Here is a 13,590-nt window from a genome sequence, read left to right as displayed (position 1 = left end):
TTACGCCGATCGGCGTAAACCCCTTGATCAGTGCGTCACCGCAGGGTCAGGCGCGAACCTTCTCCCGCATCTCGAAGGTCTCGATGACGTCGCCGACCTGGACGTTGTTGTATCCACCCAGGGTCAGACCACACTCGAAGCCTTCGCGAACCTCCGTGGCGTCGTCCTTGAACCGCTTGAGCGAGCTGACGGTGAGGTTGTCCGCCACCACCGCGCCGTCGCGCAGCAGACGCGCCTTGGCGTTGCGCCGGATGATGCCCGACCGGACGATGCAACCGGAGATGTTGCCGATCTTGGACGAGCGGAACACGTCGCGGATCTCCGCGGTGCCGAGCTCGACCTCCTCGTACTCCGGCTTGAGCAGGCCCTTGAGCGCCGCCTCGATCTCCTCGATGGCCTGGTAGATGACCGTGTAGTACCGGATCTCCACGCCCTCGCGGTCGGCCATCTCGCGGACCTTGTTGGAGGCCCGCACGTTGAAGCCGATGATCGTGACCGGCTCGGACGACGCGCTCGCGAGCATGACGTTGCTCTCGGTGATCGCGCCGACGCCCCGGTCGAGGACCTTGAGCTGGACCTCCTCGGGGATGTCGAGGTTGAACAGCGCGTCCTCCAGGGCCTCCACCGAACCGGAGACGTCACCCTTGAGGATGAGGTTGAGCGAGGTCTTCTCGCCCTCCTTGAGCTGCTCCATGAGCGTCTCAAGGGTGGCCCGGCCACGGGAGTTGGCGAAGGACGCCGCCCGCCGCCGTGCCTGCCGCTGCTCGGCGATCTGCCGCACCGTGCGGTCGTCCGCCGCGGCGAGGAAGGTGTCGCCCGCGCCCGGCACCGCGGTGAGGCCGAGGACCATCACCGGACGGGCCGGACCCGCCTCGGCGAGCTGGTTGCCGTTCTCGTCGAGCATCGCCCGGACCCGGCCGTGCGCCCCACCGGCGACGATCGAGTCGCCCGCCCGCAGGGTGCCCTTCTGCACCAGCACCGTCGCCACCGCGCCGCGGCCCTTGTCCAGGTGCGCCTCGATGGCCACACCCTGAGCCGGCCCGTCGATCGGAGCGGTCAGCTCCAGTGACGCGTCGGCGGTGAGCAGGACCGCTTCGAGAAGCTCCTCGATGCCGATGCCCGGCTTGGCGGCCACGTTCACGAACATGGTCTCACCGCCGTACTCCTCGGCGACCAGTCCGTACTCGGTCAGCTGCTGGCGGACCTTGTCCGGGTTGGCCTCCGGCTTGTCGACCTTGTTGACCGCCACCACGATCGGCACCTCAGCCGCCTTGGCGTGGTTCAACGCCTCGATCGTCTGCGGCATCACGCCGTCGTCGGCCGCGACCACCAGGATCACGACGTCCGTCACCTGGGCACCACGGGCACGCATGGCGGTGAACGCCTCGTGACCCGGGGTGTCGATGAAGGTCACCGCCCGGTCCTCGCCCTCGTGCGGGACGTGGACCTGGTACGCACCGATGTGCTGGGTGATGCCTCCGGCCTCGCCGGCTACGACGTTGGCCTTGCGGATCGCGTCGAGCAGCTTGGTCTTACCGTGGTCGACGTGACCCATGACGGTCACCACCGGCGCCCGGCTGACCAGCCGCTCGCTGGCGACCTCGGCGTCGAGGTCGATGTTGAACTGCGCGAGCAGCTCGCGATCCTCGTCCTCGGGGCTGACGATCTGGACGTTGAAGCCCAGGTGCTCACCCAGCAGCAGCAGGGTGTCGTCGGAGCACGACTGGGTCGCGGTGACCATCTCGCCCAGGTTGAACATCTCCTGGACCAGTGAACCCGGGTTGGCGTTGATCTTGTCGGCGAAGTCCGACAGCGAGGCGCCACGGGACAGCCGGACCACCTGACCCTGACCCCGGGGAGCACCCGAGCTCATGGTCGGGGCCGACAGGTTGTCGAACTCCTGTCTGCGCTGCTTCTTGGACTTGCGGCCCCGGGTCGGCTTGCCACCCGGACGCCCGAAGGCACCCGCGGCACCGCCGCCCCGGCCACGGCCACCGCCACCAGGGCGACCGCCACCACCGGACGGCGCACCCGGACGGAATCCGCCGCCAGCACCACCGCCGCCACCAGGACCGCCACGGTAACCACCACCGCCGCCGGCGCCACCGCCGCCACCAGGACCACCGCGGTAACCACCACCGCCGCCGGCACCACCGCCGCCACCAGGACCGCCACGGTAGCCACCGCCACCGCCGCCACCCGGACGGCCGGCACCGCCACCGCCACCGGGGCGACCGGCACCCGGCCCGCCCGGACGACCCGGACGCTGGCTCGGCATCGAGGCCGGGCTCGGCCGCGGCGGCATGGACGCCGGGCTCGGCCGCGGCGGCATGGACGCCGGGCTCGGCCGTGGGCCACCGGCACCGGCGGCCGGCGGCCGCTGACTGCCCTGGATACCGAAGGGGTTGTTGCCGGCGCCGCGCGCCGGCGGGCGACCCTGCCGGCCACCCGGACCCGGGTTGGGCCCACCGGGCCGACCCGCGGCCGGAGAACCCGGGCGGGGCGGCATGGCACCGGGACCGGGTCGGGGACCCGGACGGGTGCCACCGTCGGCCGGCGGCTCCCGGCGGACGTTCTCTCGCTGCTGCTGGCGGGCGGCCTGCGCGGCCTTGACCGCGGCCTCCTGCTCAGCCTTCAGCGCGGCGGCACGCGCCTCTGCGGCGGCCACCTCGATGTCGTGAGCGCTCGCCGGCTTGGCGACCGGGGCCGCCGGCGGCGGCGGACCGGGCACCGGGCCCTTCGGCTTCGGCCCAGGCGCTGCCGGACGCCTTGGCGGCATCGGCTTGGCGGTGATCCGGGGCTCGCCGGGGGTCGGCGACGGGGTCGGTGACGCCGTGGGAGCCGGTGCGGCCGACGGCGCAGCCGTCGAGGCACCAGGGCCACCCGAGGCGACGAACGCGGTACGCAGCCGCCGGGCGACAGGCGCCTCGACGGTGCTCGACGCGGACTTGACGAACTCGCCCATCTCTTTCAACTTGGCGAGAACGGTCTTACTTTCGACCCCGAGCTCTTTTGCAAGCTCGTGTACGCGGGCCTTACCTGCCACTGCACTCCTCACTCCGAGGTCGTGCGGGCAGCACCCGCAGCGACCTCACTCCTGCACTTGAAGCCTGGTCATTTCAGGGACTTCATCGTGTGCTCATGTCGGTCGTCCTACCTTGCTAGCGACCCTCGCCCGATCGGGTGACCGGACGTGGTGGTTGACGCGTCAGGTACTCCGCGAGGGCCCCGTCATCCGGAACCCCGGCGACTCGCAACGCGCGCCCGAAGGCACGTCGCCGCGCTGCCTGCGCGAAGCAGGCCGGATCTGGATGCAGGTTCGCTCCCCGACCCGGCAGACTGCGGGCCGGATCGACTCTGAGGCTCAAACCAGCCCCGTCGCCGACCGCGACGATCCGCAGCAGTTCACTGGCCGGCACGCGCCGTCGGCAACCCACACAGGTGCGTTCCGGCAGCGCGCGTCGTACCACTGGTGGAAGTCTACCCCTAGCTACCCGACACCGCTCCGCCCGGTTCCCGGACGTGATCAGCGCCGGGCCGGCCGGTGGTAGGTCCAGCCTGTTCGGCGTCGGACCGGATGTCGATCCGCCAACCGGTCAGCCGGGCAGCAAGCCGGGCATTCTGCCCCTCTCGGCCGATCGCCAACGAGAGCTGGAAGTCCGGAACGGTCACCCGGGCGGCCCGGTTGGCCAGATCGACCACCTCGACCCGCAACGCCTTGGCCGGGGAGAGCGCATTACCGACGAAGGTGCCCGGATCGTCCGACCAGTCGATGATGTCGATCTTCTCACCGTGCAGCTCGCTCATCACCGCCCGGACCCGCTGCCCCATCGGCCCGATGCAGGCGCCCTTGGCGTTGACCCCGGGCGTCATGGACCGTACGGCGATCTTCGTACGGTGACCGGCCTCACGGGCGATCGCCCCGATCTCGACCGTGCCGTCGGCGATCTCGGGCACCTCCAGGGCGAAGAGCTTCTTCACCAGGTTCGGATGCGTCCGGGACAACGTGATCTGCGGACCGCGCATCCCCTTGGACACATGCACCACCACCGACCGGATCCGCTCGCCGTGGGTGTACCGCTCGCCGGGCACCTGCTCGGACTGCGGCAGCACACCTTCCAGCTTGCCGAGATCGACGGTGACGATGCCCTTCTCGGCCCGCGCCTCGTGCGCCTGGACCACACCGGTGACCAGGTCACCGTCCCGGCCGACGTACTCGCCGAAGTGCACCTCGTCGGTGGCCTCCCGCAGCCGCTGGAGAATCACCTGCTTGGCGGTCATGGCGGCGATCCGGCCGAAGTCGTGCGGGGTGTCGTCCCACTCCCGCAGCACAGCACCTTCGGGACTGAACTCCTGGGCGTAGACCAGGGCCGCGCCGGTCTTGCGGTCGATCTCCACCCGGGCGTGCGACTGAGCGCCCTCGGTGTGCCGGTACGCGGTAAGCAGCGCGGTCTCGATCGCTGCGAGGATCGTGTCGAACGGGATCTCCCGCTCGCGCTCCAGTGCGCGCAGCGCCGCGAGGTCGATGTTCACCTCTCCTCGTCCTCCAGATCGTCATCGTCGTCGTCATCGAGGTCTTCTGATTCGGCCAGCTCGTCGAGGCGGGTGAACTCGACCTGTACCCGGCCGGGGCCGAGATCGGCGTAGGCCCACTCCGCGCGGTCCGCGCCGGTCTCCAGCACCACACGCTCGTCGTCGGCGGCCACCACCCGACCGGTGACCTGCCGGTCGCCGCCGGCGCGATCGCCGGGCTCCCCGGACGGCCCACCGCTGCCCCGCACGGTCACCCGGACCAGCCGGCCGATGTTGCGTCGCCAGTGCCGGGGCAGCGTCAGTGGACGGTCCACGCCCGGTGAGCTGACCTCGAGCTGGTACTCCCCGGCGACGATGTCGCCGGCGCTCTCCTCGGCCGCGTCCAGCGCCACGGAGACGGCCCGCGAGACGTCAGCCACCGCGTCCAGGTTGATCCCGCCGTCGGCGTCCACGATCACCCGCACCACGTGCCGGCGGCCCGCCCGCGAGACGGACAGGTCCTCCAGGTCGTAGCCGGCGGTGTCGACCACCGGCGCGATCACTTCCCGCAGCCGCTCGCGGCGGGCGGCGAGGTCGCCACGGGAGACCTGACCCGCACGCGGAGCCTGGCCACCGCGGGGTCGCCCCGTCGTTCTGGTGGCACGGCCACGCTGCGTCATCTGTCCGACCTTTCCCCTGCTCGCCGGCGACCATGCCGGCACGCCTCCGGTGCGGACGCGCCGGAGGCTGCGCAGAGCGTAACGCGCCGCCGCGATGACGGCCCTAGCGGCGCACCGACGCCACCGCCGTACGCGGGCCGCGACGATGGTGTTGACTTGTCCGGTGGCGATGGGCAGAACGACTCGGCTGGACGGATCGTCCGAGCTTTCCCGACGCGCGGTGCTACGGGCCGGTGCGCTGCTGGCGCTCGGTGGGGCGGCCGTGCCGCTGACCAGTTGTGGTCTGCTCGACCGCGACGAACAGCCGCCGCAGCCGGACGCGCTGACGCCCCTGATCGATGAGGCGCTGCGACTCGCCGCCGGGCTGCGGGCAGCCGCCACTGCCCACCCCGAGCTGACCGACCGGCTCGTTCCGCTCGCCGAGTCGCACGAGGCACACGCCGCGGAGCTCACCCGGGTGGTCGGTGGCCCGACCGCCACGCCGTCCGGCTCCGCCGTCTCCCCCTCCAGCGCCCCGTCGGCCGACCGCTCGGCCACGCTGACCGCACTGCGGCAGTCCGAACGCGCCGGCCGGGACGCGGCGACCCGGGCCTGCGCCACGGCGCCCGCCGAGCGCGCCGCGCTGCTCGGTTCGGTCGCCGCCGCACGCGCCACCCACCTGGAAGCGCTGCGATGAGCGCCGAGGTGCTCGCTGGCGCACTCACCGCGGAGTACGCCGCGATCTGGGCGTACGGGCCCATCGGCGTACGCCTGTCCGGTGCCGAGCGCAAGGCCGCGGCCGAGGCGGAGGCCGCCCATCGAAGCCGACGGGACGCCCTGGTGGTGCAGTTGAGCACCGGCGGCGGCACCGTCCCGCCGGACCGGGCCGGATACGCGCTGCCCTTCCCGGTGACCGACCGGGCCAGCGCGTTGCGGCTCGCGGTGGAGGTGGAGGAGCGCACCGCGGCGTTCTGGCGGGCCGCGCTGCCCGCCAGCACCGGGGCCGAACGGGACCGGGCCCTGGCCGCCCTGACGGAGTACGCGGTCCGGGCGACACGGTGGCGGCGCAGTGCCGGGATCACCCCGCTGACCGTGCCGTTCCCGGGTCGTCCCGCCTGAGCCGGGTGGCCCGGGTCGGCACGGTCACACCGGCACCGGTTGCGGTTGGCATACCAGGTATGCATACTCCGGTTCCATGTCCATCCGTCACGGCCTGCTCGCCCTGCTCGAACGCGGGCAGATGTACGGCTACCAGCTGCGGGCCGCCTTCGAGGAGTCGACCGGCTCGACCTGGCCGCTGAACATCGGGCAGGTCTACACCACGCTGTCCCGCCTGGAGCGGGACGGGCTGGTGCGCTCGTTGCCGGAGAGCGAGGCCGGCCAGCGGCCGTACGAGATCACCGACGCCGGGCGGACGGACCTGGCGCTGTGGTTCGCCACCCCGATCAGCCGCAACGACCGCCCCCGGGACGAGTTGGCGATCAAGCTGGCGCTGGCGTTGACCACCCCGGGGGTGGACGTCCGTTCGGTGGTGCAGACCCAGCGGACCGCGACGATGCGAACGCTGCAGGAGTTGACCCGGTTGAAATACTCCAGCGGCAGCCCCGACGACCTGTCCTGGCGGCTGGTGCTGGACGCCATGGTGTTCCAGGCCGAGGCCGAGGTGCGCTGGCTCGACCACTGTGAGACCAGTCTGGTGCGGCACCGCCCCCCGGCTCCTGGCCCAGCGCCCCACTCCGAGGCGGTGGGCCACAGTGGTGAGGAGGCACGACGGTGAGTACCACAGGCGGGCGAGTGCCGGCATCCCCGGACCAGGACGCCGCGTCCGGGACACCCGGCTCGGCCACCCCCGGTCCCGGCGACGGGGCCGTGCTCGACCTACGTGACGTGCACCGCACCCACGGCAGCGGCCCGGCCGCCGTGCACGCCCTGCGCGGGGTGAGCCTGCACGTGCGCCCCGGCGAACTGGTCGCCGTGATGGGCCCCTCCGGTTCCGGCAAGTCCACCCTGCTCACCCTGGCCGGCGGGCTGGACAGCCCGACCGCCGGTGAGGTGCGCGTCGAGGGGCAGCCGCTGCACGCCCTGGATCGCCGTGGGCTGGCGCGGCTGCGCCGCCGACGGATCGGCTACATCTTCCAGAACCTCAACCTGATCGGCAGCCTGACCGCCGTGGAGAACGTCGCGCTGCCGCTGGAGCTGGACGGGTCAGGTGTCCGCCAGGCCCGCCGGCTGGCGCTGGACGCGCTGACCGAGGTGGGTTTGACGGAGCTGGGCGACCGGTTCCCGGACCAGCTCTCCGGCGGCCAGCAGCAACGCGTCGCCATCGCCCGGGCACTGGTCGGGCAGCGACGCCTCGTGCTGGCCGACGAGCCGACCGGGGCGCTGGACTCGCAGACCGGCGAGGCGGTGCTGCGGTTGCTGCGCCGCCGCGTCGACGCCGGAGCCGCCGGGGTGCTGGTCACCCACGAGGCACGGCACGCCGCCTGGGCGGACCGGGTGCTCTTCCTGCGCGACGGGGTGACGGTCGACTCGACCGCCCCGCTGGCCGGCGTCGAGGCCCTGCTCAGCGGCAGCGGCCGGTGAACGGCGAACAACACCGACGAGCGCGCGGGGTACGGCTGGCCGAGGCGGCCGGATCGTGGCGGGCCGCGCTGCGCATCGCCCGCCGGGAGGCACGGCGGGCACGGGGGCGCACCGCCCTGGTGCTGGCCATGATCATCCTGCCGGTGCTGGCCATGAGCTTCATCGCGGCCAGCATGGACATGGCCCGGCTGACCCCGGCCGAGGAGCTGGACCGCCGACTCGGAAACGCCGACGCGGAGCTTCGGGTGGTCAGCCGCGGCCCGGTCGAGCAGGACGCCACCGGCGACGGTTGGTCGACCACCGGTGACGGTGAGACCTTCCCGGGACTGGTCACCACGGAACAGGTCACCGCGCTGCTGCCCGCCGGCGCTCGGGTCCTCCCGGTCCGCCGCTGGGTGCCGATAACCGTCTGGCAGTCCGACCGGATCCGCGACTTCGACACCACCGTGGTCGACATGACCGACCCGCTCGGTCACGGGTTGGGCCGGATCCATCAAGGTCGGGCACCCGCCAGCGGCGACGAGATCGCGGTGAACCTGGCGGCCCGGCGCAGCCTCGACGTCGACATCGGCGATCAGGTCAACGCCGGGGACGGTACGCGTAGCTGGACGGTCGTCGGCGTGGTCGAACTCCCCGAGCGGCTGGACGCGATGGCCATCCTGCACCCCGCCGGGGCGCCCCCGCCGCAGTCGCAATCCGAGGGGCTGTTCCTGGCCGATCTACCCGGCCCACTCAGCGACGACCTGTTCCGGCACCTGAACGCCAACGGTGTCGTGGTCGGCACCCGGGTGCCCGGATCGACCACGTTGGAGAGCAGCTCCGCCGACTCGATCGTCTCGGGCATGGGGGTGGAGCAGGTCAGCATCGGGTTGCTGGTCGGCGGCCTCGGCCTGCTCGAGGTGGTGCTGCTGGTCGGTCCGGCGTTCGCCGTCGGGGTACGGCGGCGGCGGCGGGAACTGGCGCTGGTCGCGGTGGCCGGTGGAGATGCCGCCCAGCTCCGCCGGGTGGTACTCGCCGACGGCGTGGTGCTCGGCTGCGTCGGTGCCGTCACCGGTATCGCGCTCGGCGTGGCCGCCGCGTTCGCCGGCCGGCCGCTGGTCGAGCAGTTCATCTTCCAGCAACGGTTCGGCGGGTACCGCGTCTGGCCGACGGCGCTGGTCGTGATCGCCCTGGTCGCGGTGCTGGCCGGGGTGCTGGCCGCGCTGGCACCGGCCTGGACGGCCGCCCGCCAGGACGTGGTGGCCGGGCTCGCCGGCCGACGCACGCCGCCCGTGCACCGGCGCCGGTGGCTCATTATCGGTCTGCTGCTGGCCGCCGGCGGGACGATCGTGGCCGCGGTCGGCACCGTGCTGACCTCGCAGGCGGTCATCCTCGCCGGCCTCGTCCTGGGCGAACTCGGACTGGTCTTCGCCACCCCGACGCTCGTGGGGCTGCTGGCGCGACTCGGCCGATTCCTGCCGCTGGCTCCCCGGATCGCGGTACGCGACGCCAGCCGCAACCGCTCCTCGGCGGCGCCGGCCATCTCCGCCGTGATGGCCGCGGTCGCCGGCAGCGTCGCCCTCGGCCTCTTCCTCGCCAGTGACGAGGCCCGCACCGAGCAGCGCTACCTTCCCGCACTGCCGGAGCACACCATGCTGGTCGGCACCAGCGCCGACCTGGGCGGCACCGCGCTGCCCGATCTTGCCGAGATCGCCGGCCCGGCCCGAGAGCACCTCGACGCCGGCACCTTCACCCCGTTCGTCTCGGCCGGCTGCCGGCCGGAGTTCGACGCCTGCCTCGTCACCGCGACGTTGCCGGCCGGGCGGGCGTGCCCCTGGCAGCCGTACCAGCCGATCAGCGCCGCCGACCAGCGCCGCGCCCGCGCCGACGCCCGGTGTCGGGACCACCCCGACGACTACTACGGCACGTATCCCCGGGTTGCCGTCGACGAGGGCACGATGCTACCGATCATCACCGGCGCCGCGCCGGATGAGGTGGCCGCCGCCACCGCCACGCTGCGGGCCGGTGGCGCAGTGGTGACCAACCCGCGATTCCTGCGGGACGACGGCCGGCTGGATCTGCGGGTCGATCACACCGACGAGTCACGTGCGGCGGACACCGTCACGGTGCCCGGGTACGCCCTGGCCACCGGGCTGGGTCAGCACTGGCTGATCCTCTCCCCCGCCGCGACCGACCGGCTCGGCCTGACCACGTGGCCGGCCGGTTGGGTGATCGAGACGACCGGGCAGGTGGACCAGGAGCGGCAGGACCAGTTCATCGCGGCGACGCGCCCGCTCGGGCCACTGTGGTTGGAGACCGACAACGGTCACGGCCTCGGTGACGCCCGGCCGCTGCTCCTGCTGCTGGCCGCGGTCTCCGCGGTGGTCACCGTGGGGGCCGCGGGCATCGCCACCGGCCTCGCCGCGGCCGAGGGACGCGGCGACCTGTCCACCCTGGCCGCGGTCGGCGCCGGGCCGGGTGTACGCCGCCTGCTCTCGCTCTGCCAGGCCGGCGTGATCGCGGTGCTCGGCTCGGCGCTGGGCATCGTGGCGGGCGTCGCCGTGGCGGTGATCGTGCTGACCTTCACCAACCAGCGCTACACCGACAGCTGGCCGATCGAACCGCCGTACCCGCTGGTGATTCCCTGGCTCCCGATCGGCGTGCTGGTCGCGGTGCCGCTGGTGGCGATGGCCGGCGCGGCGCTGTTCACCCGCTCGCGGCTGCCGGTCGAGCGCCGCCTGGACTGACCCCCGCGGATCATCGCATCCGCGACCGGTCGGCCCCTGTCGCCGCGTGACCCACGACGGCAGAATGGCCGCGTGTCTGTTCTGCGCAGCGTCACCCGTCGGGCCGGTCGTCACCGCTGGTTCGGCGCCGCCATCCGGCTGCTGGTCCCAGCCGACCGTGCCCTCGGGCGACTGACCCGGGGACGGGTCGTCGCGCTCGGGCTCGTGCCGTCACTGGTGATCACCACCACTGGCCGGAAGTCGGGCCAGCCGCGGAGCAATCCGTTGCTCTACGTGCCCGACGGTGACGCGTTCGTGGTGGTCGGATCCAACTGGGGCCAGCCACACCAGCCGGCGTGGTCGCTCAACCTGCTCGCCGAACCGAGCGCCGAGTTGGACGTCAAGGGCCGCCGGATCCCGGTACGCGCCGAGGTGGCCACCGGCGCCGAACGGGACCGGCTGTGGCGGTTGCTGGTCGCCGAGTGGCCGGCCTACGAGACGTACGTGGAGCGGGCCGGCGGCCGGGAGATCCGGATCTTCCGGCTGGTTCCCGACCGGCACGGCGGTTCGGACGGGCGCGGCGGTTCGGACGGGCGCGGCGGTTCGGACGGGCGCGGCCAACCAATCTAGGGTGGAGTGACCGGGCGGTCGCTCCCGGCTACGGTTCCGACGGTGACGCGATCGCGGGGTGCTCGGCGTGGACGGTGGTCAGGAACACCGGGACGGCCCTCGATGGGAGGTGGCCGAACGGGTCACGGCCGCCGTCCGGCGGCGGTTTCCGGCCGAGGTGCTCGCCGTCGCGGTGCACGGCCCGCTGGCCCACGGCGACGACGACGGCGGTGGCGACGGCGAGGTCGGGTTGCTGGTGGTCACCTACCGGCCCGGCACGGGGCCGCCCGCGGCGACCCGGCGGGTGGACGGCGTGCTTGTCGACCTGACCGTGCTGGCCGCCGACGAGCGCCTGCACCAGGCCCGGCAGCTGACCTCCCGGTGGCCGCTGACGGCCGACCGGTACCTGACCACCCGGGCCCTGCACGACCCGACCGGATGGCTGCGCACGCTGCGCGACGAGCACCTCGGCCGGCTGGCCCGGGCCCGGCCGGCCGAGTTCACCGCCGCCGCCCGGAAGGCGTGGTACCGGGGCAGCGCCGCACACTCCCGGGCCGCCCGGCTGGCGGAGTGGTACGAGACGGACCAGGCCCTGCTGATGCTCGGTGAGGCCCGGCTCGCCGCGGCCACGGTGAACGGCCTGCTCAACCGGACCTACTTTCGGGATCCGGGCGACGCGGTTCGGCGGACCGGGCTGGCCGGGGCGGACATGACCGAGGTGGGCGCGGTGCTGGCCCGTCAGTCGGCGGAGTTGACCGCGCGGGGCCGCCCAGTGGACGGCACCGTCGACGATCTCCTCGACGGCTAGTGCGGTGTCCAGGACGGCCGCCGGTCGCCGGCTCGGTCCGGCGCAGCCCGGTGAGCGTTTCTGGCCACCGCGCTAGCCGAGGCTGCCCTGCACACCGATCAGCATGCCGATCAGGTAGGTCGCCGCCGCCGCGGCGGCGCCGAGCAGGAGCTGACGCAGACCACCGGAGAACCACCGGCGGTTGGTGAACCGGGCCACCACCGCTCCGGCCACGAAGAGTCCGAGCCCGCCCACCGCCAGAGCCAGGGCCAGGCTGGTCGCGCCGAACAGGTACGGCAGCAGCGGCACCAGCGCGCCGACGGAGAAGCAGAGGAACGACGAGAGGGCGGCGGTCCACGGATCGGGCTGCTCGTCGGGGTTGACGCCCAACTCCTCCTGGACGTGCACCCGCAACGCCTGCTCCGGGTCCTGTCGCAGCGCCTCGGCCACTCCGACGGCGAGATGTTCCGGCAGGCCCCGGGCCATCCACATCTCGGCCAGTTCCCGGGCTTCGGCCTCCGGGTGGCGCTCCAACTCCTGCCGCTCCTTGGCCACCTCGGCGGCGAGCTGCTCGTTGGCCGAACGGACGCTGGTGTACTCCCCGAGCGCCATCGAGATCGCGCCGGCGACCAGCCCGGCGGTGCCGGTGAGCACGATGTTGCGCGGCGAGACACCGCCACCACCGACGCCGGCGATCAGCGCGATGTTGGTGACCAGGCCGTCCATCGCGCCGAACACGGCCGGGCGGAGCCAGCCGCCGGAGACGTCCGCGTGGTGGTGTTCCCGCAGCGCCGCAGGGGTGTCCGTCACGGCAGGGTGAGGATCTCGCGGCCGTCCTCGGTCACCAGCACGGTGTGCTCGAACTGGGCCGTCCACCGGCGGTCCTTGGTGACCACCGTCCAGCCGTCGTCCCAGAGGTCGTACTGGTAGGTGCCGAGAGTGATCATCGGCTCGATGGTGAAGGTCATCCCGGGCTCCATCACGTCCGTGGGACGCGGGCTGTCGTAGTGCGGCACGTAGAGCCCGCTGTGGAAGGCCTCGCCGATGCCGTGGCCGGTGAAGTCGCGGACCACGCCGTAACCGAAGCGCTTGGCGTACGACTCGATGACCCGGCCGATCACGTTGATCTGTCGGCCGGGGGCGACCGAGCGGATGCCCCGCATCATCGCCTCGTGGGTCCGCTCGATCAGCAGCCGGGCCTCCTCGCCGACCTCACCGACGCAGAACGTCGCGTCGGTGTCGCCGTGCACCCCACCGATGAACGCGGTGACGTCGACGTTGATGATGTCGCCGTCGGCCAGCACGGTCGAGTCGGGGATGCCGTGGCAGATCACCTCGTTCAGGCTGGTGCAGCAGGACTTCGGGAAGCCCTTGTAGCCCAGCGTCGACGGGTAGGCGCCGTTGTCGATCAGGAACTCGTGTACCACCCGGTCGATCTCGTCGGTGGTCACACCGGGTTTGCAGTGCTCGCCTGCCAACTGCACCGCCTGGGCGGCGATCCGCCCGGCGACCCGCATCTTCTCGATCGTTTCCGGGGTCTGCACGTGTGAGCCCTGCCAGGGCCGGGGTGCCTTCTTGCCGACGTACTCCGGCCGGGCGATGTGGGCGGGCACCGGCCGCCACGGGGAGAGCGTGCCGGGGGTCAGCGGCGCACGGGCGGTCATGGCGCAAGCCTATCGCCGCCCCGCCGGTGACCCCCACCACCGCCCGCGGCGGGAGGTTGTTGCCCCACCCA

General features: G+C 72.8%; 12 protein-coding genes and 1 pseudogene. 7 read left to right on the top strand and 6 right to left on the bottom strand.

Annotated elements, in window-relative coordinates; genetic code table 11:
• Positions 1-46: 46 nt before the first annotated feature.
• The 4 genes and pseudogenes from infB to rimP all read right to left on the bottom strand — a co-directional run bounded on the left by infB (position 47) and on the right by rimP (position 5,192).
• Complete coding sequence (gene infB, locus BMY89_RS01275) at positions 47-3,046, bottom strand: translation initiation factor IF-2 (protein WP_092373720.1); 3,000 nt, start codon at positions 3,044-3,046, stop codon at positions 47-49.
• Positions 3,047-3,139: 93 nt separating this feature from the next.
• A pseudogene (locus BMY89_RS01270) lies at positions 3,140-3,470 on the bottom strand (YlxR family protein).
• Between the two features lie 16 nt (positions 3,471-3,486).
• On the bottom strand, positions 3,487-4,533 hold the full coding sequence (nusA, locus tag BMY89_RS01265) for a transcription termination factor NusA (RefSeq protein ID WP_092373716.1): 1,047 nt from the start codon (positions 4,531-4,533) through the stop codon (positions 3,487-3,489).
• Complete coding sequence (gene rimP, locus BMY89_RS01260; RefSeq protein ID WP_092373714.1) at positions 4,530-5,192, bottom strand: ribosome maturation factor RimP; 663 nt, start codon at positions 5,190-5,192, stop codon at positions 4,530-4,532. Before rimP ends, nusA begins: the two co-directional genes overlap by 4 nt.
• A 220-nt stretch (positions 5,193-5,412) precedes the next feature.
• Between rimP and BMY89_RS01255 the strand changes: the two genes are divergently transcribed.
• From BMY89_RS01255 to BMY89_RS01225, 7 genes are all read left to right on the top strand, one after another.
• Positions 5,413-5,868: a hypothetical protein gene (locus BMY89_RS01255; RefSeq protein ID WP_092373712.1), complete on the top strand. Its 456-nt coding sequence runs from the start codon at positions 5,413-5,415 to the stop codon at positions 5,866-5,868.
• Positions 5,865-6,290 (top strand): ferritin-like domain-containing protein, encoded by a 426-nt coding sequence (locus BMY89_RS01250; protein ID WP_092373710.1) that lies wholly within the window; start codon positions 5,865-5,867, stop codon positions 6,288-6,290. Before BMY89_RS01255 ends, BMY89_RS01250 begins: the two co-directional genes overlap by 4 nt.
• 76 nt (positions 6,291-6,366) lie before the next feature.
• On the top strand, positions 6,367-6,948 hold the full coding sequence (locus tag BMY89_RS01245; RefSeq protein WP_092373708.1) for a PadR family transcriptional regulator: 582 nt from the start codon (positions 6,367-6,369) through the stop codon (positions 6,946-6,948).
• A gap of 92 nt (positions 6,949-7,040) precedes the next feature.
• Complete coding sequence (locus tag BMY89_RS01240; protein WP_092375305.1) at positions 7,041-7,754, top strand: ABC transporter ATP-binding protein; 714 nt, start codon at positions 7,041-7,043, stop codon at positions 7,752-7,754.
• Positions 7,751-10,480, top strand: coding sequence for an FtsX-like permease family protein (locus BMY89_RS01235; RefSeq protein WP_092373706.1), 2,730 nt, complete (start codon positions 7,751-7,753; stop codon positions 10,478-10,480). The genes BMY89_RS01240 and BMY89_RS01235 overlap by 4 nt, the downstream gene beginning before the upstream one ends.
• Positions 10,481-10,552: 72 nt before the next feature.
• Complete coding sequence (locus tag BMY89_RS01230; RefSeq protein WP_092373704.1) at positions 10,553-11,089, top strand: nitroreductase family deazaflavin-dependent oxidoreductase; 537 nt, start codon at positions 10,553-10,555, stop codon at positions 11,087-11,089.
• A gap of 67 nt (positions 11,090-11,156) precedes the next feature.
• Complete coding sequence (locus BMY89_RS01225) at positions 11,157-11,876, top strand: nucleotidyltransferase domain-containing protein (RefSeq protein ID WP_170147584.1); 720 nt, start codon at positions 11,157-11,159, stop codon at positions 11,874-11,876.
• Between the two features lie 72 nt (positions 11,877-11,948).
• On the opposite strand, the gene BMY89_RS01220 is transcribed toward BMY89_RS01225, so the two are convergent.
• Together BMY89_RS01220 and map are read right to left on the bottom strand one after the other, a co-directional pair.
• Entirely contained in the window at positions 11,949-12,665 is a 717-nt protein-coding gene (locus tag BMY89_RS01220; RefSeq protein ID WP_092373700.1) for a VIT1/CCC1 transporter family protein, read from the bottom strand.
• On the bottom strand, positions 12,662-13,519 hold the full coding sequence (gene map, locus BMY89_RS01215; protein WP_092373698.1) for a type I methionyl aminopeptidase: 858 nt from the start codon (positions 13,517-13,519) through the stop codon (positions 12,662-12,664). Before map ends, BMY89_RS01220 begins: the two co-directional genes overlap by 4 nt.
• Between the last annotated feature and the right edge of the window lie 71 nt (positions 13,520-13,590).

It is taken from the genome of Micromonospora phaseoli (assembly GCF_900109115.1).
Lineage (GTDB): Bacteria > Actinomycetota > Actinomycetes > Mycobacteriales > Micromonosporaceae > Micromonospora > Micromonospora phaseoli.
This window is presented reverse-complemented; position numbering and strand designations above follow the sequence as displayed.

What these genes read in the sequence shown, in the direction of transcription:
- BMY89_RS01250 (WP_092373710.1), top strand. Translation starts at nt 5,865, where the DNA reads ATGAGCGCCGAGGTGCTCGCTGGCGCACTCACCGCGGAGTACGCCGCG.
- map (WP_092373698.1), bottom strand. Translation starts at nt 13,519, where the DNA reads ATGACCGCCCGTGCGCCGCTGACCCCCGGCACGCTCTCCCCGTGGCGG.
- BMY89_RS01245 (WP_092373708.1), top strand. Translation starts at nt 6,367, where the DNA reads ATGTCCATCCGTCACGGCCTGCTCGCCCTGCTCGAACGCGGGCAGATG.
- rimP (WP_092373714.1), bottom strand. Translation starts at nt 5,192, where the DNA reads ATGACGCAGCGTGGCCGTGCCACCAGAACGACGGGGCGACCCCGCGGT.